The sequence below is a fragment of the Pseudomonas fluvialis genome, assembly GCF_002835605.1.
Classification (GTDB): domain Bacteria; phylum Pseudomonadota; class Gammaproteobacteria; order Pseudomonadales; family Pseudomonadaceae; genus Aquipseudomonas; species Aquipseudomonas fluvialis.
The window spans coordinates 125,001-146,482 of sequence record NZ_PIYS01000027.1 but is presented as its reverse complement, the minus strand read 5'-3'; the positions used below and the strand labels follow the sequence as shown (position 1 = coordinate 146,482).

The following is a 21,482-nucleotide window of genomic DNA, read 5'->3' as shown; positions in this document are numbered from 1 at the left end:
CGCCAACCGGGGTGACCAGCCGCAAAGCGGCGCAGCGACGCAGTCAAAGTGCCGGGTGGGCGCAGCCCGCCACGGCGATCTCGCCACGGAGGCCTCCCATGTTTGAAACAGTCCTGATCGCCAACCGTGGCGAGATCGCCGTTCGCGCCATCCGCACCCTCAAGCGCCTGGGCGTGACAAGCGTGGCGGTGTATTCCGACGCCGACCGCAATGCCCAGCACGTGCGTGACGCCGACATCACCATCGCCCTCGGCGGCGACAAGCCGGCCGACAGCTACCTGCGCATCGACAAGATTCTCGCCGCAGCAAAGGAAACCGGCGCCCAGGCCATCTACCCCGGCTACGGCTTTCTCTCCGAGAGCGCCGAGTTTGCCGAAGCCTGCGAGGCCGCCGGCATCGCCTTCGTCGGCCCGACTCCGACCCAGATCCGCGAATTCGGCCTCAAGCACCGCGCCCGCGAACTGGCCGGCGAGGCCCGGGTGCCGATGGCGCCGGGCACCGGCCTGCTGGACAGCCTGGAAGAAGCCCTGGCCGCCGCCGAGACCATCGGCTACCCGGTGATGCTCAAGACCACCGCCGGCGGGGGCGGCATCGGCCTGACCCGCTGCGCCGACGCCGAAGCCCTGGCCAGCGCCTATGACAGCGTCAAGCGCATGGGCGAGCAATTCTTCAGCGATGCCGGGGTGTTCCTCGAACGCTTCGTCTACCAGGCCCGGCATGTCGAGGTGCAGATCTTCGGTGACGGTACCGGCCGCGTCGTGGCCCTCGGCGAACGCGACTGCTCGCTGCAGCGGCGCAACCAGAAGGTGGTCGAGGAAACCCCGGCGCCCAACCTGCCGCAGGCTACCCGTGAGCGCCTGCATGCCGCCGCCGTGCAGCTCGGCGAGTCGGTTGCCTACCGCAGCGCCGGTACCGTGGAATTCATCTACGACGCCGCCCGCGACGACTTCTACTTCCTCGAAGTAAACACCCGCCTGCAGGTTGAGCACCCGGTCACCGAGGCCGTCACCGGCCTCGACCTGATCGAGTGCATGCTGCGCGTGGCAGCCGGCGACGAACTCGACTGGGCCGTACTGCGCCGCGCCCCGCAGGGCGCCGCCATCGAGGTACGCCTCTATGCCGAGGACCCGCTGAAGAACTTCCAGCCCAGCCCCGGCGTGCTCAGCGAAGTACACTTCCCCGACGACGTGCGCGTCGACAGCTGGGTCAGTACCGGCAGCGAAGTCTCGGCCTTCTACGACCCGATGATCGCCAAACTGATCGTGCATGGCGCCAGCCGCAATGAAGCCATCGCCAAGCTGCGCCGCGCGCTGGGCGAAACCCGCCTGCACGGCATCGCCAGCAACCTCGACTACCTGCGCCAGGTGGTGGCCGACGAACGCTTCGCCAAGGGCGAGGTGTGGACCCGCCTGCTCGACGACTTCGCCTTCCACGCCCGGGTGATCGAGGTGATCGAGCCGGGCACCCACTCCAGCGTGCAGGACTACCCCGGCCGCCTGGGTTACTGGGACATCGGCGTGCCGCCGTCCGGGCCGATGGACAACTTCGCCTTCCGCCTGGCCAACCGGATTGTCGGCAACCATGCCAGCGCCGCCGGCCTGGAGTTCACCCTGCAGGGCCCGACCCTGCGCTTTCACAGCGACACGCTTATTGCCCTGACCGGCGCCGACTGTCCGGCCAGCCTCGACGGCGAGCCGGTGGCCTACTGGCAGCCGATCACGGTCAAGGCCGGCCAGTTGCTCAAGCTAGGCCGTGCGACCAGCGGTTGCCGAACCTACCTGGCGGTGCGCAACGGTCTGGATGTGCCGCTGTACCTGGGCAGCCGCTCCACCTTCGCCCTCGGCCAGTTCGGCGGGCATGCCGGGCGTACCCTGCGCCCGGCCGACATGCTGGCCATCTCCCAGCCCGAGTTGGCCGCCTGCACCACCCCAGCCCCCGAGGCCCTGCCGCAGGCCGTTGACCCCAGCCTGATCCCGGTCTACGGCAACACCTGGGACATCGGCGTGCTCTATGGCCCGCATGGTGCGCCGGACTTCTTCACGGCCGAGTCCATCGAGGCATTCTTCGCCGCCGAGTGGCAAGTGCACTACAACTCCAACCGCCTCGGCGTGCGCCTGTCCGGGCCCAAGCCGAGCTGGGCCCGCGCCGACGGCGGCGAGGCCGGCCTGCACCCCTCCAACGTGCACGACTGCGAATACGCCATCGGCGCGATCAACTTCACCGGCGACTTCCCGGTGATCCTCACCCAGGACGGCCCCAGCCTGGGCGGTTTCGTCTGCCCGGTGACCATCGCCAAGGCCGAACTGTGGAAAGTCGGCCAGCTCAAGCCCGGCGACCGACTGCGCTTTCACCCCATCAGTTTCCAGCAGGCACAAAGCCTGGAGCAGGCGCAGCTGGGCAGCCTGCAGGCACTGGCCGCGGTCAGCGCAGTGAAGCTGCCGGCGCCGAGCCTGCTTCCCGGCGCCAGCACCTCGGCCACTATCCTCGCCGAGCTGCCGGCAGCGGGCAGCCGGCCGCGCGTGGTCTATCGCCAGGCCGGCGATGCCTACATCCTCCTGGAATACGGCGACAACGTGCTCGACCTGGCCCTGCGCCTGCGCGTACACCTGCTGATGGAAGCGCTCAAGGCCGCACCACTGGCCGGCCTGGAAGAACTCGCCCCCGGTGTGCGCTCGCTGCAACTGCGCTATGACAGCCGCGTGCTGCACCAGCAGGCGCTGCTCACCCGGCTGCTCGAGCTGGAAGCACAACTCGGCGACGTCGCCAGCCTCAAGGTGCCGAGCCGTATCGTCCACCTGCCGATGGCCTTCGAGGACAGCGCCACGCTGGGCGCCGTGCAGCGCTACCGCGAAACGGTGCGCAGCGAGGCACCCTGGCTGCCGAACAACGTCGACTTCATTCAGCGCGCCAATGGCCTGGCCCATCGCGACGAGGTGAAGGACATCCTGTTCGACGCCAGCTACCTGATCCTCGGCCTCGGCGACGTCTACCTGGATGCCCCCTGCGCGGTACCGCTGGACCCGCGCCACCGCCTGCTCAGCTCCAAGTACAACCCGGCGCGCACCTACACCGCCGAAGGCACCGTGGGCATCGGCGGCATGTACATGTGCATCTACGGCATGGACTCGCCCGGCGGCTACCAGCTGGTCGGACGCACCCTGCCGATCTGGAACAAGTTCGTGAAGAACGCCCAGTTCGTTGATGGCCAGCCCTGGCTGCTGCACTTCTTTGATCAGGTGCGCTTCTACCCGGTCAGCGAAGCCGAGCTGGATGCCTTCCGCGAGGCCTTCCGCGAGGGCCGCGCGCAGATCCGCATCGAGCACGGCGAGTTCGATTTCGCCGAGTACCGGCATTTCCTCGCCGAGCATGCCGAGTCCATCGCCGACTTCCAGACACGCCAGAAAGCCGCCTTCGAGGCCGAGGTACAGCTGTGGCGGGACGACGATCCGGCCGCCGCCGCACCGCTGGTCTGCGTCCAGGGCGATGACGGCGACCTCGACGGCCACCTGGTCAGCGCCGAGATGAGTGGCAGCGTATGGAAAGTCCTGGTCGAGCCCGGCCAGCACGTCGAGGCCGGCGCCCCGCTGCTGGTGGTGGAAGCGATGAAGATGGAGCTGGCAGTCACTGCACCGGTCGCCGGCACGGTCAAGGCCGTGCGCTGCGCCCCCGGCAAGGCGGTGACGCCCGGCGATGCGCTGCTCCTGCTGACCCCCACCGAGGCCGCCTGACATGCAACTGGTCAGCCCTGCCAGGACACCGCGCGAGCGCCCGGAGAATCTCGCCGAGCGCATCTACCAGCAGCTCAAGGACGACATTTTCGAGTTTCGCCTGCTGCCCGGTGATCGTTTCAGCGAAGGCGAGGTCGCCGAGCGCATGGCGGTCAGCCGTACGCCGGTGCGCCAGGCGCTCTATCGCCTGGAGCGCGAGGGTTACCTGGAGGTGTATTTCCGCAGCGGCTGGCAGGTGCGTCCGTTCGACTTCCACTACTTCGAGGAGCTCTACGAGGTACGCATCGTGCTCGAACTGGAGGCCGTGCGGCGCCTCTGCGAGCGCGCCCCGGGCGAACTGCCCGCGCCCCTGGAAGCGCTGCGCCGCACCTGGCTGGTCGAGGAAAGCCAGCGCCTGCAGGACGGCCGTGCGGTGTCGCTGCTCGACGAGCGCTTCCACTGCCAACTGGTGGAAGCCACCGGCAACCGCGAGATGGCCCGCCTGCATGCCGAGGTCAGCGAGAAGATCCGCATCATCCGGCGCCTGGACTTCACCCAGGGCCCGCGGGTGGCGGCGACCTACGCCGAACACGGACAGATCCTCGGCGCGATCCTCTCGCGGCGCAACGAAGAAGCCCAACGCCTGCTGCGCACCCACATCGAGGTGAGCAAGGCGGAAGTACGCAAGATCACCCTGCACATGCTGCACAGCGCCCGCCAGCGCAGTGCCGCGCCCCTTCCGTAGTACCCACACCATCCGTCACTGGAGAGCATCACCATGCAACGTCGCAAACTGATCAAGGCTCTGACCCTGTCCTCCGCCGTCGCCGCCATGGGGCTGTCGTGGACCATCCAGGCCGCCGAAACCATCAAGGTCGGCATCCTCCACTCACTGTCCGGCACCATGGCGATTTCCGAAACATCGCTCAAGGACATGGCGCTGATGACCATCGAGGAAATCAACGCCAAGGGCGGCGTACTCGGCAAGCAGCTGGAGCCGGTCGTCGTCGACCCGGCCTCCAACTGGCCGCTGTTCGCCGAGAAAGGCCGTCAACTGCTGACCCAGGACAAGGTCGCGGTGACCTTCGGTTGCTGGACCAGCGTGTCGCGCAAATCCGTGCTGCCGGTCTACGAGGAGCTCAACGGCCTGCTGTTCTACCCCGTGCAGTACGAGGGTGAAGAGCTGTCAGCCAACGTGTTCTACACCGGCGCCGCACCTAACCAGCAAGCCATCCCGGCGGTGGAATACCTGATGAGCGAAGACGGCGGCGCGGCCAAGCGCTTCTTCCTGCTCGGCACCGACTATGTCTACCCGCGCACCACCAACAAGATCCTGCGCGCCTTCCTGATCAGCAAGGGCGTCGACGAGAAAAACATCGAAGAGGTCTACACCCCCTTCGGCCACAGCGACTACCAGACCATCGTGGCCAACATCAAGAAATTCGCCGCTGGCGGCAAGACCGCAGTGATCTCCACCGTCAACGGCGACTCCAACGTGCCCTTCTACAAGGAGCTGGCCAACCAGGGCCTGGACGCCACCGAGGTGCCCGTGGTGGCCTTCTCGGTGGGCGAGGAAGAACTGCGCGGCATCGATACCAAGCCGCTGGTCGGCCACCTGGCCGCCTGGAACTACTTCCAGTCGGTAGAAAACCCGGTCAACAGCGAGTTCGTCAGCAAGTGGAAGGCCTACGCCAAGGCCAAGAACCTGCCCGGCGCCGACAAGGCAGTGACCAATGACCCGATGGAAGCCACCTACGTCGGCATCCACATGTGGGCGCAGGCCGTGGAGAAGGCCGGCACTACGGATGTCGACAAAGTACGCACAGCTCTTTATGGACAGACCTTCGCCGCGCCCAGTGGCTACACGCTGAAGATGGATGAAAGCAACCATCACCTGCACAAGCCGGTGATGATCGGCGAGATCCAGGAGGACGGGCAGTTCTCCGTGGTCTGGGAAACCGATGGACCGATCCGCGCACAGCCGTGGAGCCCGTTCATCGAAGGCAATGACCAGAAGCCGGATCACCCGGTGAAGAGCAACTGACGATACAAGCGTCGGGGGCTCGAGGCGGAGCGTGAACACAGCGCCTCGGCCTCCCGCGCCGCGTCAACCGTCAAAACGCTGCGGGCCGGGGAGTCAACCTCGCCCAGCCTGCAGCGCCGTCAATCGTCTCTCTCCTTCGAGGGCCACTCATGCCCACTGCCCTTACCCGAATTCTGCTGAGCCTGCTGCTGTTACTGCCGCTGGCCGTGTCGGCTGACGAGGCCGATGCCTTTGTCGCCGCCAATCCCGGCAAGCAGGCCGCATTGCTGCAGGCCTGGGCCGCCACGCCACAGCCTGAACGCCTGGCGCTGTTGCAGGCACTGCAACAGAACCGCATCGGCGGCGATACCGACAAGCGCGCCTTTATCGAGCAGGCTGGCACCTGGCAGGCCGCCGATGGCACAGCCACGGCCAATGGCACACCGCGCAAGCTGCGCCTCAATAACCGGCTACGCGGCCTGCTCAGCGTAGCCCTGGCCAGTCATCAGCTGCTCGACGCCGATAGCCGTTTGCGCCTGGCCGCCGCCCGCCAGCTACAACGCAACACGCCAGCGGCTCTGCTGCCCTGGCTGGAAAGCCGCCTGGCCGTAGAAAGCGATGAATCGGTGCAGGCTGCCCTGGCCCTGGCGCTGGCCAACCTGCAGCTGGCGGACACGGACCCGAGCGTACGCCTGGCGGCCGTACAACTGCTCGGCAAGACCGGTGACCCGCTGGCGCGTACCCGCCTGGAAGGCCTGCTGGGCGGCGAGGAACGCGACACGGCGGTGCGCGCCGCTGCCGAGCAGAGCCTGGCTCAGCTCAACAACCGACTGCTGCTCGGCGAACTGCTCGGCCAGGCGTTCAGCGGCCTGAGCCTAGGCAGCATCCTGCTGCTGGCGGCGCTCGGCCTGGCCATCACCTTCGGCCTGCTCGGCGTGATCAATATGGCCCATGGCGAAATGCTCATGCTCGGCGCCTATACCACCTACATGGTGCAGCTGCTGTTCCAGCGCCATGCCCCGGAAGCCCTGGCCCTCTACCCGCTGGCCGCCCTGCCGGTTGCCTTCCTGGTCACCGCCTGCATCGGCATGGCGCTGGAACGCACGGTGATTCGCCACCTGTATGGCCGCCCGCTGGAGACCCTGCTGGCCACCTGGGGGATCAGCCTGATGCTGATCCAGCTGGTACGCGTCACCTTCGGTGCACAGAACGTCGAGGTGGCCAACCCGGCCTGGCTGTCTGGCGGCATACAAGTACTGCCCAACCTGATACTGCCTTACAACCGCCTGGTGATCATCGGCTTCGCCCTGTTTGTGGTGCTGCTCACCTGGCTGCTACTCAACAAGACCCGCCTGGGCCTTAACGTGCGTGCCGTCACCCAGAACCGCAATATGGCTGCCTGCTGCGGCGTGCCAACGGGGCGGGTGGATATGCTCGCCTTCGGCCTGGGCTCGGGCATCGCCGGCCTCGGCGGCGTGGCCCTGAGCCAGATCGGCAACGTCGGGCCGGACCTGGGGCAGAACTACATCATCGACTCCTTCCTGGTGGTGGTGCTCGGCGGCGTCGGCCAACTGGCCGGCAGCGTGAGTGCCGCCTTCGGCCTGGGCGTGCTGAGCAAATTCCTCGAACCGCAGATCGGTGCCGTACTGGGCAAGATCCTCATCCTTGCGCTGATCATTCTGTTTATCCAGAAGCGTCCGCAGGGCCTCTTCGCACTCAAGGGACGGGTGATCGACTGATGACTCAAGCACTCAATCAAACGCTGCTGGCCCGCGCCACGGCCAAACTCGGTCCGCAGGTTTCGCTGGTTCTTGGCCTGCTGGTGCTGGCCATTCTCGTCGCCATGCCGCTGCTGCACCTGCTGCCGGCCGAGCACACCCTGCACATCTCGGCCTATAGCCTGACCCTGGTCGGCAAGATTCTCTGCTACGCCATCGTCGCTTTGGCACTGGATCTGGTGTGGGGCTATGCCGGCCTGCTGTCGCTGGGCCATGGCCTGTTCTTCGCCCTCGGCGGCTATGCCATGGGCATGTACCTGATGCGCCAAAGCGCCGGTGACGGACTGCCGGCCTTCATGAGCTTCCTGGCCTGGACGGAGCTGCCCTGGTACTGGTACGGCACCTCGAGTTTTCTCTGGGCGATGTGCCTGGTGGTGCTGGCACCTGGGCTGCTGGCCCTGGTGTTCGGTTTCTTCGCCTTCCGCTCGCGGATCAAGGGCGTGTACTTCTCGATCATGACCCAGGCGCTGACCTTTGCCGGCATGCTGCTGTTCTATCGTAACGAAACCGGCTTCGGCGGCAACAACGGCTTTACCGGTTTTACCCGCATCCTCGGCTTCGACATCACCGCAACAGGCACGCGTACCGCGTTGTTCCTGGCCACGCTGGTCGTGTTGCTGGGCAGTCTGTACCTGGGTTTTGTCCTGGCGCGCAGCAAGTTTGGCCGGGTGCTGACGGCACTGCGCGACGCGGAGAACCGCCTGATGTTCTGCGGCTACGACCCGCGCGGCTACAAGCTGTTTATCTGGGTACTGAGTGCGGTGCTCTGCGGGCTGGCCGGCGCGCTCTATGTGCCGCAGGTGGGCATCATCAATCCCGGCGAAATGTCGCCGACCAACTCCATCGAAGCCGCCGTCTGGGTGGCCCTGGGCGGGCGCGGCACGCTGCTTGGGCCACTCCTTGGCGCCGGTATCGTCAACGGCATGAAGAGCTGGTTCACCGTGGCGTTCCCCGAATACTGGCTATTCGCCCTGGGCGCACTGTTCATCCTGGTCACCCTGTTCCTGCCCAAAGGCGTGGTAGGCCTGCTACGCAAGGAGCCCACCCCATGAAGACCACTCCCCTGGCCCCCACGCTGCTGCCGGCACACCTGATTCCCGGTGCTGCGCTGGATACCGGCAAGACCGTCGGCAAGGGCGTCAACGTCCGTCATGGCACGCTGCTAACCCTGGAGGACATCAATGTCAGCTTCGATGGCTTCCAGGCGCTGACCGACCTGACGCTGTATATCGGCGTGGGTGAACTGCGCTGCATCATCGGCCCCAACGGCGCGGGCAAGACGACCCTGATGGACGTGATCACCGGCAAGGCCCGCCCGGACAGCGGCACGGCCTACTTCGGTGAGCAGTACGATCTGACCACCATGAGCGAAGTGCAGATCGCCCAGGCCGGCATCGGTCGCAAGTTCCAGAAGCCCACGGTGTTCGAGGCCCTCTCGGTGTTCGAGAACCTGGAGCTGGCGCAAAAGGCCAACAAATCGGTGTGGGCCAGCCTGCGCGCGCGCCTGTCCGGCGAGCAGAAGGAGCGCATCGACGAGGTGCTGCAGACCATCCGCCTGGAAGCCTCGCGCCACCGACCGGCCGGCCTGTTGTCCCACGGCCAGAAGCAGTTTCTGGAAATCGGCATGCTGCTGATGCAGGAGCCGCACCTGCTGCTGCTCGACGAGCCGGTAGCGGGCATGACCGACGCCGAGACCGAATTCACCGCCGAGCTGTTCAAGTCCCTGGCCCGCCAGCACGCCCTGATGGTGGTGGAACATGACATGGGCTTTGTCGGCTCGATCGCCGACCACGTCAGCGTGCTGCATCAGGGCCGCGTGCTGGCCGAGGGTTCGCTGGAGCAGGTACAGAACGACGAGCGCGTCATCGAGGTTTATCTGGGGCGATAACGCCGAATAAAGCGCTGCACGCTGGACGAGGGCGTCGCTTTTTCGTCCAGCCTCAAGCCTCAAGCCTTCAGCGGTTTTCAAAGGATTCAGAACATGCTCAATATCGAAAAACTGCATCAATATTACGGCGGCAGCCACATCCTCCGCGGCCTGTCGTTCGACGTGAAGGTCGGCGAAGTCACCTGCCTGCTCGGCCGCAACGGCGTGGGCAAGACCACCCTGCTCAAATGCCTGATGGGCCTGATTCCGGCAGCCGACGGCAAGGTGCACTGGCAAGGCCAGGCCATCACCGGCTACAAACCGCACCAGCGCGTGCAGGCCGGCATCGCCTACGTGCCGCAGGGACGCGAGATCTTCGCCCGCCTGACGGTAGAGGAGAACCTGCTGATGGGCCTGTCACGCTTTCCCGGCAGCCAGGCCAAGGAAGTCCCGGCGTTCATCTACGAGCTGTTCCCGGTGTTGCGCGAGATGAAGCAGCGCCGCGGCGGCGATCTCTCCGGCGGCCAGCAGCAACAACTGGCCATCGGCCGCGCGCTGGCCAGCCAGCCGCGCCTGCTGATCCTCGACGAACCCACCGAAGGCATCCAGCCCTCGGTGATCAAGGAGATCGGCGCGGTGATTCGCAAGCTCGCCGAGCGTGGCGATATGGCCATCCTGCTGGTCGAGCAGTTCTACGACTTCGCCGCCGAACTGGCCGACCACTACCTGGTGATGAGCCGCGGCGAGATCATCCAGCAAGGCCGCGGCGCAGACATGGCCCGGGAGGGCGTTCGCAACCTGGTGGCCATTTGAAGCACAAGGGCGTTAGACTAACGGCCATGCCACAGTTCATTACCCCCATCGCCGCGTATTACTACTACCTGCTCTCGTAGGTGGTAGGCGCTGCGCTGCATCCGACCGCCTGAGGCGGCTCGGCATGCATTCTGTTCCGGTCTCCCAGGCGGCATTCCCCCCAAGGAGACCTGCAATGACTGCTCACCAAGACCTGCTGGCCGTACTCGAAGAGCGCGGCTTCATTCACCAGTGCACCGACCATGCAGGCCTGCGCCAGGCGCTGGCGGAAGGCCCACTGACCTGCTACCTGGGCTTCGACGCCACCGCCGACAGCCTGCACGTCGGCCATCTGCAGGGGCTGATGCTGCTGCGCTGGCTACAACGGGCCGGCCATCCGGTGCTGCTGCTGATCGGCGGGGCCACCACGCGCATCGGCGACCCCAGTTTCCGGGACAGCAGCCGGCCGCTCCTCGATGCCACGCAGATTGCCCGCAACATCGACGGCATCCGCAGCTGCTTTGCCCGCTACCTGCAACTGGATGGCCACCTGGGACAGCTGGTGGACAACGCCGAATGGCTCGACGGCCTGGGCTACCTGGCCTTTCTTGAACAGGTCGGCCGGCACTTTTCGATCAACCGCCTGCTGGGTTTCGAGGCCATCCGCCAGCGCCTGGAACGCCAGCATTCCCTGTCCTTTCTGGAGTTCGGCTACACCCTGCTACAGGCCTACGACTTCGTGGAACTGGCCAGGCGACATGCGTGCCGCCTGCAGCTGGGCGGTGCCGATCAGTGGGCCAACATCATCAATGGTGTAGAGCTGGCACGCCGCCAGGGCGGACCACAGCTGTTCGGCCTGACCATGCCGCTGCTGGCCACCGCCGATGGCCGCAAGATGGGCAAGTCGGCACAAGGTGCGGTATGGCTGAATGCCGAACGTCTGTCGCCCTTCGAGTTCTGGCAGTTCTGGCGCAACTGTGATGACCGTGACGTCGGGCGCTTCCTGGCCTTGTTCAGCGAACTGCCGATGGACGAAGTACGCCGCCTGGCCGCCCTGCAGGGCGCCGAGCTGAACCAGGCGAAAATCATCCTGGCCGACCAGGCCACGCGCCTGGCTCATGGCGAACAGGCCCAGCAGCAGGCGCGTCTGGCGGCCCAGGGCCGGCAGGCCGATCAGCTGCCGGCGCTGCAGATCAGCCAGGCACGCCTGCAGGAAGGCCTGAGCCTGGCCCAGCTGTTACTGGAGAACGGCCTGGTCAGCTCGCTGAGCGCCGCCCGACGCCTGGCCCAGGGCGGCGGCATCCGCCTGCGCGACACGCGCGTGACGGATGTTGACACGCCCCTGCCGGCGAACCTCGATGGTTACTCACTGAGTCTGGGCAAGAAACGCCACTGGCAGTTGCAGCTGCGCTAAGCCAAGGCAACCACAGACACCGCCTAGCGTGTCACCTGGCCAAGGACGGCCTCCAGGCGTGGTCCCAGCGGGCGATCGGCAAACCAGCGGCGATAGCTGTGCTGAAAGCGCCCGTCACGGTACAGCGTATGCAGCGCCTGCTGCCAGCGGGCTACCAGGGCCGTATCGGTCTGCGGCGAGAAGGCCAGGTAGGACTCATGTTCCATGAAGCAGTGCTGTTGCTGCACGTCTTCCATGCGCAGGTTGCGCAGACCCAGCAACTGCGGCACGGCGATATCGCTGGCGACGATCAGGTCACCGCGCCCCAGGGCGAACATGTGCATCATCTTGTCCTGGGATGCAACGGTGAACAGGTTGTCGAAACCCTGAGCCAGCAGGTAGTCGGTGCTGTACCACTGGCGCGGCAGGGCCAGCCGACGCAGGCGCCGGGCATCCTCCAGGCTGTCGATCCGCAGGTTGTCGACGCGCCGCGAATAGAAACAGGTGCGCGCCTGCATCAACGGCCCAACCCACTGAAACAGGCTTTCTCGTTCGGGCGTGCGCGCCGTGGAAAACAGCCCCACCCCGGCCTCTCGCTGGGCCCGGCTATAGCCGCGGGTCCATGGCTCCATGCGAATTTCCGCGCGGTCACCGGCCTGTGCCGCCAGCAGGCGCACCAGTTCTACACTGAAGCCACTGGGCTGGCCGGCACGGGTAAAGTTCAGCGGTGGATTTTCCTCACTCAGCAGCAGCACGTCCGCTGCCTGCAGCACAGGCGCGAACAGCAGCAACAGAAGGCAGCGCAAAGCAGCCATGACGACTCCACGAGCAGGATCAACAGCCGGTTATTTTGCCATGGACAGCAGTATAGAAGCCTGGCCGACAACGCAATTCTTGCCAGCAAACTGCCAGCAGTCTTGCCGCCCGGCTTCACACACGGGATCATGCCACCAGCCTACCCGTCAACCGAGTTCCCCATGTCTGCGCCACGCTCTTCCGAACAGAACAACCCGCTGGTCGACCTGCTGATCAGCATCGTCATCCCCTCGCTGATTCTCATGAAGCTGAGCAGCCCGGAACGCCTCGGTGCCGACGGCGCACTGCTCCTCGCGCTAGCCTTTCCCTTCGGCTGGGGCGCACTGGACTTGTGGCGCAAGCGTCGCTTCAACTTCATTGCCCTGCTCGGCCTGGTCAGCGTCTTGCTCACCGGCGGTATCGGCCTGCTGCAACTGGACAGCCAGTGGCTGGCCGTCAAGGAAGCCGCCGTGCCGGCGATCATCGGTATCGCCGTGCTGCTCTCCACGCGCACCCGCTATCCGCTGATCCGTACCCTGCTGTTCAACGACAAGCTGCTGGATGTCGTACGCATCGAAGCCATCCTCGAACAGCGCGGCCTGCGCCTGCGCTTCGAGCAACGCCTGCAGCAGGCCACCTACCTGCTCAGCGGTACGTTTTTCTTTTCCGCGGCCATGAACTACATCCTGGCGCGCTGGCTGGTCACCAGCCCGGCCGGCAGCGAAGCCTTCAATGCCGAACTGGGGCGCATGACCCTGCTCAGCTACCCGATGATCGCCCTGCCCTCGATGGTCATGCTGATCGGCGTGTTTTATTACCTGTGGCGTACCCTGCGTGGTCTGACCGGGCTGAGCCTGGAAGAAATGCTCGCCGAACAGCACCGCGACAAGTCCTGAGCCAGCCACTACACTGCGCGGCTTTTTCCGCAGGAGCCGCGCATGTCACGCCCTCTTCCCGCCCGTGCGCTGGGCATCGACTTCGGCACGTCCAATTCCAGCGTGGGCTGGCAAGGCCCGCAGACCAGCCGCCTGTTGCCGCTGGAAGGCGACAAATGCAGCCTGCCTTCGGTGATCTTCTTCAACAACGAAGAACGTCGTCCGGCCTATGGCCGGCAGGCCCTCGACGAATACCTGGACGGTTATGAAGGGCGCCTGCTGCGCTCGCTGAAGAGTCTGCTCGGCTCCAAACTACTGGCCAGCGAAACCACGTTGCTGGGCAGTGCCATGCCGTTTCGCCAGGTGCTTGGGCTGTTCCTCGGTGAACTCAAGCGCCGCGCCGAACAGGCCGCCGGACGCAGCTTCACTGAGGTGGTGCTGGGACGCCCGGTGTTCTTCGTCGACGATGATCCACAGGCCGACCGTGAGGCCGCCGATACCCTGCAGGACGTCGCCCGGCAACTGGGCTTTCGCGAGGTCAGTTTCCAGTATGAGCCGATTGCCGCGGCCTTCGACTACGAGTGCCAGATCAGCCGTGAGGAGCTGGTGCTGATCGTCGATATCGGTGGCGGCACGTCGGACTTTTCCCTGCTCCGCCTGTCGCCGGCCCGCCGCCAGGACAGCTGCCGGGACAGCGATATCCTGGCCAGCGATGGCCTGCATATCGGCGGGACGGACTTCGACAAGCAACTGTCACTGGCCGGCGTGATGCCGCTGTTCGGCTACGGCAGCCGCATGCACAGCGCCGCGCTGATGCCGACGCATTACCACCTGAACCTGGCCACCTGGCACACCATCAACGCGCTCTACACGCAGAAAACCCGCCTGGCCCTGCAAAGCCTGCGCTACGACTGCCAGCAACCGCAGGGCATCGACCGCCTGCTGCGCCTGCTGGAGCGCCGCGAAGGCCACTGGCTGGCCCTGCAGGTGGAAGCACGCAAGATCGACCTGGGGCACAGTGCGCAGCAGGTCATCGCGCTTGGGCAGATCGAAGAGGGGCTGCAGGCCGAGCTGAGCCGCGCGTTGTTCGAGCAGGCCATCGAAGCACCGCTGCAGCGCATTGCCAACACCGTGCAGGGCTTGCTGGCCAGCGCCGGGGTACGCGCCGAGCAGGTCGATACCCTGCTGTTCACCGGCGGTTCCAGTGCCGTACCGGCGCTGCGTGCTCGGGTTGCCGCCCTGCTGCCGGGCGCCCGGCAGGTCGAGGGCGACCGCTTTGGCGGCATCGGCAGCGGCCTGGCCATCGAAGCGGCGCGCCGCTACGGCTGCAGCGCCGCCTGAGGCGGCAGGCGATAACGCCAGATGCGCCGCAATACGGTCGCCAGTTGCCCGGCAAAGCTGCCGCTGTTGTAGAGCTGCCCATAGCGCAGGGCAATCGCCCGCACGTCCACGGCCATCTCGGCATAGCGACGTGCCGGCAGGTCGGGGAACAGGTGATGCTCGATCTGGTGGCTGAGGTTGCCGGTCAGGATATGCAACAGGCGCCCCCCTTCCAGGTTGCTGGAACCACGCAACTGGCGCAGGTACCAGTGGCCGCGGCTCTCGCCGAGCACCGATTCCTTGCTGAACACGGCCGCCTTCTCGGTGAAATGCCCGCAGAAGATCACTGCGAAGGTCCACAGGTTACGCAACAGGTTGGCCAGCAGGTTGCCGGCCAGCACGGCCAGCGCATTGGCGCCGAGCAACAGGGCCAGCACGGGGAACAGCAGGTAGTCCTTACCCCACTGGCGCAGCAACTTGGCATTGAACTGACGCAGCAGCGGGCGCAGTTCAGCGGCGCTGAGACGCCCCTTGAAATACTGGTCCAGGCGCAGGTGCTGGATCGCCACCGCATACTGGAAGAGCAGCGCCTGCAGGGTCACCCACAGCGGTTGCCAGCGATAGAAGGGCTTCCAGCGCTGCTCGGGAAACAGGCGAACCACGCCGTAACCGACGTCGTCGTCCATACCCACCACATTGGTCCAGGTGTGATGCACATGGTTATGGGTATGCCGCCAGAAATCGCTGGGACCGACAATATCCCACTCGTAGTCGCGCCCGCTCAGTTCCGGGTCATTCATCCAGTCGTACTGGCCATGCATGACGTTATGGCCCAGCTCCATGTTCTCGAGGATCTTGCCCAGCGCCAGCAACAGGCTGCCGAGCAGCCAGGTCGGCGGGAACCAGCCAAACATCAGCAGCAGGCGACCGCTCCAGCAACAGGCACGCACAGCCGCGCGCACCCGGCGGATATAGCGAGCATCCTCGCTACCCAGGCTGGCCAGGGTACGCTGGCGCAGGGCATCCAGCTCCGCGGCAAAGGCCTGCAATTCGACTTCGTTCAGTTCACGGTCTTCACGGTTACTCACAGATCGATCTCCACATCACCCAGCGGCACGCTGACGCACAGGCGCACGGCCTGCCCCGGTTCATCACTGACCAAGCCGCTGCGCAGGTCGCGCACCCGGCCGCTGAGCAGCTGGCAGGTGCAGCGGGTGCAAATGCCCTGACGGCAGCCATGCATCGGGCGCAGGCCCTGAGCCTCGGCCTGCTCCAGCAGGTTGTGCGCCGTGTCGCCCTGGCAGGCCGCGCCGCTGCGACGAAACGCCAGACGCACGCTGGTCTGTTCCCTGGCGTCGACAGGTGCCGGGCTGAAGGCCTCGCTCTGCAGGCTGGCGGGCGTCTCGCCGCCCTGCCACCAGCGCTGCACGGCGGCCACAAAGCCATGCGGCCCACAGGCCAGTGCCTGCTCGGCTGCCCGCTCCGGCACATGCGCAGGGCAGAAACGCCCGCTCAGCTCGTCGCCCTGCGCCGCCTGCCCGGTCAATGACCAGCGCACCTGCAGGTTGGCATGGCGCTGCATCAGCGCCTGCAGTTCCTCGGCAAAGGCACGCTGGCCGCGCTCGCGCACGTAGTGCAGCAAGGTCACCGGCGCGCTGTAGCCGCTGGCCAGGGCCTGGCGCAGCAAGCCGAGCAAGGGCGTGATCCCGCTGCCGGCAGCCAGCAGCAGCACGCCCTGCGCCTGCGACGGCCAGCGCAGCGAACCGCTGGCCTGGCTCAGCTCAACGCGCTCGCCAATGCCCAGGTGATCCTGCAGCAGGCCGGACAGGCGCCCATCCGCCTGACGCTTGATGGCCAGTTCAATGCGCCCGTGGCCATCCACCGCAGTCAGGCTGTAGCAACGCGACAGGCGCACGCCATCCACTTCACGAAACAGCTGCACATGCTGGCCTGGCCGCCAGTCGCAGGCATTGCCATTGCACTGCAGGGTCAGCGCCAACATGTCATCGGACACCCAGCGACGCGCCAGCAAGCGGGCATAGACACGGTTAAGACTGAGCAACGGGTGCAGACGTTGCAGCCAATAATCGCAGTCGGCTTCGCGTAGCCAGGCTCGCGCCGCCAGGCGCCGCCAGGGCATCAACAGAGGATTGAGTGGCCGCACGGCGGCCAGGGGTAACAAGGGCATCTCACACATCCAGTGAACAAGTGTTCACTAAATTGACAGATGACCACAAATCAGTCAACACTTGTGCACCCAGTCGTTCACGCCCCGGCCGTTCGACGTCACTGCAGGGCTTTTGCTAAAGTCCCCGCCTCTCGCCAAGGATGCCGGACAGCATGTCTTCTCCCCGCGCCGAACAGAAACAGCAAACCCGCCAGGCCCTCATGGAGGCGGCCCTCAGCCTGATGCACAGCGGGCGCGGCTTCGGCAGCCTGAGCCTGCGCGAAGTCACGCGCCTGGCCGGCGTGGTGCCGACCGCCTTCTACCGGCACTTCAGCGATATGGATGAGCTGGGCCTGGCACTGGTCGCCGAAGTGGGCCAGACCTTCCGCGCCACCCTGCGCGAAGTGCGACGCAACGAATTCGAACTGGGCGGCCTGATCGAAGCCAGCACGCGCATCTTTCTCGATGCGGTACAGGCCAACCACAACCAGTTCCTGTTCCTCGCCCGCGAGCAATACGGTGGCTCGCAAGCCGTGCGCCAGGCACTGGGCGAGTTACGCCAGTTGATCACCGACGACCTGGCCGCCGACCTGCGCCTGATGAACCGCCTGCCCCAACTGGACGATGCGGCATTGGGCGTATTGTCCGACCTGGTCGTGAAGACCGTGTTTGCCACACTGCCCGAACTGATCGACCCACCCGCTGCCAATCTACCCCCCCACCTGCAACCTGAAGCAAAGATCACCCAGCAGCTGCGCTTCATCATGATCGGCGGCAAGCACTGGCAAGGACTGGGCAAAGGCAGTCAATCGACGCCATAGAAAAAGGCCACGGGCCCGCACTGGGCCTGCCTGCTAGTCTGAATCCCGTCACATCCCGTGATGGTTCAGGAGTGCCTGCCATGTCCATCCAGCAACTGCTCGACCTGCTCGCCGACTACGCCGCCGCGCACAGCTAACAGACCGTTGAAACACCTCGCTGAGACCGGCAAGACAAGGCGAAAACCGCCGCTACGCAGCGCAACGAGTAAGAACCGCAGCGTGGGCGTGGTGAGTCAAAAGCGCAGCTCAGGTTTGCTAGATGAGCATTTGAAGTGCTTCGCTCGCGCCTTCACGGCCACTTAGAGCCGGTTCAGCCTTCGCCTGTGAGGCCGTTTCAACGCAGCATGGCCAACGCACAGAGGCATGGAGGCAGGAGGCAGGGCGACGCAGGCAGGCAAAGCCTGCGGTAGTCGCTCAGCGGCCGGCTAAATCGCCAGGCGACCAACGGCCGTTACAACGCTCTTGGTTAACGGCCGGCAACCGTCTATCCTGCGCGACTTTTTTCGCCCGGGAACGCCCATGAGCACATCCATGCTTTGCTTGTTGAACAGCGCCAGCCCGGTCCGCCCCGCCTACCGGGCAACTGCCCTGCAACTGGCCGACGCCCTCCACCAGCGCAACCTAGGGCTGATTTATGATGGCAGCCACGACAGCCTCGGCGCGCTGGTGGCCGAGCACCTGCTCGCCATGGGCGGCCAGGTTCTGGCGCTGCTGGGCAGCAGCCAGGCACAACCCAGCCCCAGCGCAGGCCTGAGCAGCGAGCGCTGTACGGATCGCCAGCAGCGCAAGGCACGCCTACTGCAACTGGCCGATGCATTCATTGCCCTGCCCGGCGGCAACCGCGGTTTGCAAGAGGTCATCGAAGTATGGGCCTGGGCCAAGCTGGGCCAGCATCACAAGCCGCTGGGACTACTCGACGGCAATGGTTTCTACAGCCAGTTGGGCGGCTTCTCGCGCAGCGCCGCCAGCGCTCGCCAATCGGGCGAAGCGCCCGCACTCCTGCAGATCGACAGCGATGCCGAGCTGCTCCTCGGACGCCTGCAGGAAGCCTGCAGCGCTCTGCCCGACTGCTCACCAGCCCTGCACAGAGCACGCACAATGGTGCAACACCCTCTACACTGAGGCTGTCATCCGGCAGTGGCGATCAGCCACTGCGGCTGCGCCGACCTGTGAGGGAACATCATGCCGCGTTGCCTGCACCTGCTGGGCCTTGCTGCCCTGCTGCTGAGCTTACCTGCCCTGGCGACGCCCCCTTTGCGCCTCCTCAGCTGGCCAGGCTATGCCGACGAAGACCTGGTCGCCGCCTTCGAGCAACGTTACCAGCACCCGGTGGAAGTCACCCTGGTACACAGCGACGAACAACTGCGCCGTCAGTTCAACCGCCAGCAGGGCCGCTATTTCGACCTGATCGCGGCCAACACTGCCGAACTGCAAGCCCTGCATGCCCAGCAGCGTCTACTGGCCCTGCCGCTGCAACAGTTGCCCAACCGCCTGCGCCAGCAACGGCGTTTCCGTGATCTGCAGACACTGCCTGGCATCAGCGCCGATGGCCAGGTGTATGCCATCCCCTACGCCTACGCCGAAATGGGCCTGATCTATGACCGCCAGCAGTTGTCACAAGCACCGCAGTCGATTGCCAGCCTATGGGACCCGGCGCTGCACGGACGGGTGCTGATCTACGATGGCGGCAGCCACAATTTCGCCCTGGCCGCACTGCGCCAGGGGCTGCCGCCCTTTGACCTTCCCGCCCAGGCGCTCAGCGAACTCGCGCGCGACCTGCAGGCACTGCGCCGTAACAGCCTGACCTTCTACCGCGGCCCGGAAGAATCGGCAGAACTGTTCATCAGCCAGGGCGCCGCGTTGATGTTTGCCAACTACGGCCAGCAGCAGGTCAAGTTGCTTCGCGATGCCGGCGCCGACATCGGCTACAGCATTCCTCGTGAAGGCGCCCTGGCCTGGCTCGACTGCTGGGCAATCAACCAGGCCAGCCAGCAGGTTGAGCTGGCCCTGCGCTGGATCGACTACAGCCTTGAGCCACCCGTCAGCCAGGCGCTCAGCGAGCGCCACGGGCTGGGCAGCACCCTGGAGGGTGCCGCTGACGCCCTGCCCGCCCAGGCTCGCCTGCACTGGCTGCAGCCCGTCGAGAACGAGCAGCGGCGTAGCCAGTTGTGGCAAGCCATTCGCAGCGGCAAACGACAACTGCCTGGCGAATGATCATGCCGCTGTCCATCGCCACCCGCCTGAGTCTGTTGCTGCTTGCCTTCGCCCTGTTGCTGGCGGCCAGCATCGGCTATTACGCCTGGAGTCAGAGCCGCGACGCACTGCTGCACGCTGCCCGCGAAGAGCTGTTGGGCGCCAACCGGGTTCTGGCGCTCAACCTCAGTGAAAGTCTCAATCAATCGGCCCGCCATGTGCAGTTACTGGCAGCCCTGCCCAATACGCGCATGGCTCTGGCCAGCCATGAGCCGCAACTGGCCGCTGCCGCACGCAACCGCCAGGCCCAGGCCTTTGCCCAACTCCTGCACTTTCATCCCCAGTACAGCCAGTTGCGCCTGATCAGCCTCGAGCAGTTCGGCCTGGAACGTATTCGCGTGGAGCGTGCCAATGGGCATATCCGCCGCCTGCGCAGTGGCCAGCTGGAAGAAAAGGGGCATTTTCCCTACGTCTATCTGACCCGCCAGTTGCACGCCGGCCAAGTGCGTTTTTCACCGATCAACATCAACGACGAACAAGGCTCAAGCGACCTCGAACAACGCCCCAACCTGCGCATCGCCACCCCCGTGGTGGACAGTTATCAGCAGACCCTCGGCGTGCTGGTACTGAATATCGACCTGGAGCGCCTGTTCAACCAACTGCGCAATAACCTGCCGTCTCACTACCGACTGTTCCTGGCCAACGCGGAAGGCGACTTCCTGCTGCATCCAGACCCCCAGCAGGCCTTTGCCTTCGAACGCGGCCAACGCAGCCTGCTCCAGGCACAATTTCCTGCCCTGGCCGGCCTGCTCGATGAAGACAGCGCGCCGCGCGTCGCGGACCTCGGCCGACAGGCCAGCGCAGAGCATCTGGTTGGTGCCTTCAGCCGGGTCAGCCTGGACAGCGACCAGGGCACCCGCGTGCTGATTCTTGGCCTGGCCGTGGAGCACAGCCACGTGGTGGCGGGCGCCAATCGCCTGGCAGGCCAGATGCTGCAACTGGGGTTGTTGTTAAGCCTACTGGCCGCCCTGCTGGCACTCTGGCTGGGGCGCGCCTTCAGTGCCCCCTTGCGGGCCATGGTCAAGGAAATCCAGCACTTCTCGGAGCATCGGCAGATCGGCACATTGCCACTGCAGCGCGAGGACGAACTGGGCCTGCTGGCACGCAGTATCTATCAGCAACAAAGTCAGATTCTCGAGCAGATCCAGCAACTGCACGACAGCCACCAGGCCGCCGAACACCTCGCCCACCATGACCCACTGACTGGGCTGGGCAACCGGCTACTGTTCATCGACCGCCTGCAACACGCCATCAGCAATGCCCGGCGCAGCGGCAAGCGCCTGGCGCTGGTATTCGTCGACCTGGACTACTTCAAGGAAATCAACGACAGCCACGGGCACGCCATGGGCGATGCGGTACTGCGCCAGGTCGCCAACCTGTTGCGAGGCGCCACCCGCGCCGGGGATACCGTGGCACGCCTGGGTGGCGATGAATTCGTGATTCTCTACGATGGCCTGGATACGCACAGCGACCTGCCGCAGATCGCCGGCAAGCTACTGGCGCGCTTCCAGAATCGCCTGCTGATCGATGGCCAGGAAATCCATATCCAGGCCAGCATGGGCATCAGCCGTTTCCCGGAAGACGGCCAGGACAGCGTCAGCCTGCTACAGCATGCCGACCGCGCCATGTATCAGGCCAAGCGCGACGGTCGCAACCGTATCCGCTTTAGCAACGAACACGGCTGAGCATCA

Annotated in this window: 17 protein-coding genes; 14 read left to right on the top strand and 3 right to left on the bottom strand. The window is 65.5% G+C overall.

What is annotated here, in order from left to right; genetic code table 11:
* Positions 1–98 precede the first annotated feature (98 nt).
* The 8 genes from uca (at position 99) to tyrS (ending at position 11,581) form a co-directional block, all read left to right on the top strand.
* On the top strand, positions 99–3,728 hold the full coding sequence (gene uca / locus CW360_RS13600) for an urea carboxylase (protein WP_101194061.1): 3,630 nt from the start codon (positions 99–101) through the stop codon (positions 3,726–3,728).
* A 1-nt stretch (position 3,729) separates the two neighbouring features.
* Complete coding sequence (locus CW360_RS13595) at positions 3,730–4,452, top strand: GntR family transcriptional regulator (protein ID WP_093984392.1); 723 nt, start codon at positions 3,730–3,732, stop codon at positions 4,450–4,452.
* A 33-nt stretch (positions 4,453–4,485) separates the two neighbouring features.
* Positions 4,486–5,751: an urea ABC transporter substrate-binding protein gene (urtA, locus tag CW360_RS13590; protein ID WP_101194060.1), complete on the top strand. Its 1,266-nt coding sequence runs from the start codon at positions 4,486–4,488 to the stop codon at positions 5,749–5,751.
* A gap of 149 nt (positions 5,752–5,900) precedes the next feature.
* Positions 5,901–7,469, top strand: coding sequence for an urea ABC transporter permease subunit UrtB (urtB, locus tag CW360_RS13585; RefSeq protein ID WP_101194059.1), 1,569 nt, complete (start codon positions 5,901–5,903; stop codon positions 7,467–7,469).
* Positions 7,469–8,560: an urea ABC transporter permease subunit UrtC gene (urtC, locus tag CW360_RS13580; protein WP_101194058.1), complete on the top strand. Its 1,092-nt coding sequence runs from the start codon at positions 7,469–7,471 to the stop codon at positions 8,558–8,560. The genes urtB and urtC overlap by 1 nt, the downstream gene beginning before the upstream one ends.
* Positions 8,557–9,396 (top strand): urea ABC transporter ATP-binding protein UrtD, encoded by an 840-nt coding sequence (gene urtD, locus CW360_RS13575; RefSeq protein ID WP_101194057.1) that lies wholly within the window; start codon positions 8,557–8,559, stop codon positions 9,394–9,396. Before urtC ends, urtD begins: the two co-directional genes overlap by 4 nt.
* A gap of 93 nt (positions 9,397–9,489) precedes the next feature.
* Positions 9,490–10,188, top strand: coding sequence for an urea ABC transporter ATP-binding subunit UrtE (gene urtE / locus CW360_RS13570; RefSeq protein ID WP_101194056.1), 699 nt, complete (start codon positions 9,490–9,492; stop codon positions 10,186–10,188).
* A 175-nt stretch (positions 10,189–10,363) separates the two neighbouring features.
* Positions 10,364–11,581 (top strand): tyrosine--tRNA ligase, encoded by a 1,218-nt coding sequence (tyrS, locus tag CW360_RS13565; protein ID WP_101194055.1) that lies wholly within the window; start codon positions 10,364–10,366, stop codon positions 11,579–11,581.
* Between the two features lie 23 nt (positions 11,582–11,604).
* On the opposite strand, the gene CW360_RS13560 is transcribed toward tyrS, so the two are convergent.
* Positions 11,605–12,375, bottom strand: coding sequence for a substrate-binding periplasmic protein (locus CW360_RS13560; protein WP_101194054.1), 771 nt, complete (start codon positions 12,373–12,375; stop codon positions 11,605–11,607).
* 162 nt (positions 12,376–12,537) lie between these two features.
* On the opposite strand from CW360_RS13560, the gene CW360_RS13555 reads away from it, so the two are divergent.
* Both CW360_RS13555 and CW360_RS13550 read left to right on the top strand, forming a co-directional pair.
* A complete protein-coding gene (locus CW360_RS13555) occupies positions 12,538–13,251 on the top strand; it encodes a VC0807 family protein (RefSeq protein WP_101194053.1) in 714 nt (237 codons plus the stop codon).
* 42 nt (positions 13,252–13,293) lie between these two features.
* Complete coding sequence (locus CW360_RS13550) at positions 13,294–14,571, top strand: Hsp70 family protein (RefSeq protein WP_101194052.1); 1,278 nt, start codon at positions 13,294–13,296, stop codon at positions 14,569–14,571.
* Here the strand turns inward: CW360_RS13550 and CW360_RS13545 are convergent.
* Complete coding sequence (locus CW360_RS13545) at positions 14,550–15,638, bottom strand: fatty acid desaturase family protein (RefSeq protein ID WP_101194051.1); 1,089 nt, start codon at positions 15,636–15,638, stop codon at positions 14,550–14,552. The genes CW360_RS13550 and CW360_RS13545 overlap by 22 nt on opposite strands.
* Positions 15,635–16,738, bottom strand: coding sequence for a ferredoxin reductase (locus tag CW360_RS13540; RefSeq protein WP_101194050.1), 1,104 nt, complete (start codon positions 16,736–16,738; stop codon positions 15,635–15,637). The genes CW360_RS13545 and CW360_RS13540 overlap by 4 nt, the downstream gene beginning before the upstream one ends.
* Before the next feature lie 152 nt (positions 16,739–16,890).
* On the opposite strand from CW360_RS13540, the gene fabR reads away from it, so the two are divergent.
* The 4 genes from fabR (at position 16,891) to CW360_RS13520 (ending at position 21,476) form a co-directional block, all read left to right on the top strand.
* Entirely contained in the window at positions 16,891–17,538 is a 648-nt protein-coding gene (gene fabR / locus CW360_RS13535; protein WP_093987063.1) for an HTH-type transcriptional repressor FabR, read from the top strand.
* 531 nt (positions 17,539–18,069) lie between these two features.
* Complete coding sequence (locus tag CW360_RS13530; RefSeq protein ID WP_229727214.1) at positions 18,070–18,660, top strand: LOG family protein; 591 nt, start codon at positions 18,070–18,072, stop codon at positions 18,658–18,660.
* Positions 18,661–18,720: 60 nt separating this feature from the next.
* A complete protein-coding gene (locus CW360_RS13525) occupies positions 18,721–19,752 on the top strand; it encodes an ABC transporter substrate-binding protein (RefSeq protein ID WP_101194049.1) in 1,032 nt (343 codons plus the stop codon).
* A 2-nt stretch (positions 19,753–19,754) separates the two neighbouring features.
* A complete protein-coding gene (locus tag CW360_RS13520; protein WP_101194048.1) occupies positions 19,755–21,476 on the top strand; it encodes a sensor domain-containing diguanylate cyclase in 1,722 nt (573 codons plus the stop codon).
* Positions 21,477–21,482 lie beyond the last annotated feature (6 nt).